We start from the raw sequence: 1,183 nt of genomic DNA on the forward strand, positions 1-1,183 counted from the left end.
CCTGAGTATAATCCAACCGTTAAAACTGCCCCTGTTGCTGCACTAGCTGCTACTATTTTGCCATAACTCCATTTTGCGAATTTTCCACCAAGATACGTACCTGCTACAGTTGAAAATTTATTTACCGTTTTATCGAAACTTCTCATGACTGACTCTGATAGTTCATCTACTACAGAGGGGTTTGTCTTTGGCGCGGGTTTTCCTGTAGCTTCAATCTTAGATGACTGGTACGCCTCATCCATAGCAATACTATGGTTCATTTGACGTATTCTTTCTGAACCCTCTCTACCACGACGATTATTGTAATTAAGTAGATGCTGGTCAAAATCAAAAGGAACGTGTTCCATCTCCATCATGTGTCTGTTTACGCTTGTATAAGAACTACTGTATTTATCATTTAGCGTTTGTGGCTTTTTTTGTTTCTGCTGTTTATCTTTTCTGCTCATTTTGTATTGACTCCTTATAGTAGTTTAAAAATTTATAATATTATTTTTTTAAGGTAAGTCATTTAAATCGAAAAGTGAAGTGAAAAAGTTGCCCCCGGTATAGCTTAAACTCATTATTATTTGAATACGCACCTGGTGCGTGTGAGGTAGGTTCTTATACTCCACCAGGGGAGTATCGCGGTCGATGCCCCCTCCGGTCTTTCCACAGTCCTTATCTCAAGCCAATCTTGAGCGGTTAAGGAATCACATCAAACTGTTTATCAAATTCAATTAACCTTGGAGATTATATTTATGTTTACGTCTATTAAAAACTTTTTTAAATCTGCTTATGAATTCATGAGCAGTAAGATTACTGGCGCTTATGTACGAGTCAATGATTGGCTGGTAGACAAGCTCACAGGAGAGATACTTGATGAGCTTGATGTTAATCCAACATTTTGGAATGCGGTCTATAGAGCTGGTAGAATTGCTTTATTGGGCAAGCGTGATAGCTCTATTAAGGAATCTGTGATTAGGAATGCTACTGTAGCTTTAGTTGCTATTAGTGGTGGAGCATTAGCTGCTGGTGTATTTCAGATGACCCTTAGTTCTGGATTTATGATAGCCGTAGCTTCTATCTATGGTGCTCTATTTGTTTTTAATCTGGCACTTGAGCTGATTAGGAATCACATGATTAAGGAGGTCAATGCAGTGATGGGAAACTTTGAAGACTTTGCCACTGAATAAAATCCAAGTAT

At 38.3% G+C, this 1,183-nt stretch carries 2 protein-coding genes; one reads left to right on the forward strand and one right to left on the reverse strand.

Annotated elements, in window-relative coordinates; genetic code table 11:
- The coding region (locus tag BLV87_RS18920) for a hypothetical protein (RefSeq protein WP_139282238.1) at window positions 1-446 on the reverse strand (446 nt) is incomplete at its 3' end.
- Between the two features lie 291 nt (window positions 447-737).
- Here BLV87_RS18920 and BLV87_RS18925 point away from each other — a divergent pair.
- Window positions 738-1,172 carry a hypothetical protein gene (locus tag BLV87_RS18925; RefSeq protein ID WP_093071209.1) on the forward strand — a complete coding sequence of 145 codons (435 nt, stop codon included), beginning with the start codon at window positions 738-740 and terminating at the stop codon, window positions 1,170-1,172.
- The last annotated feature ends 11 nt before the right edge of the window (window positions 1,173-1,183 follow it).

Source organism: Thiothrix caldifontis, from assembly GCF_900107695.1.
In the GTDB taxonomy this organism is placed as follows: Bacteria; Pseudomonadota; Gammaproteobacteria; order Thiotrichales; family Thiotrichaceae; genus Thiothrix; species Thiothrix caldifontis.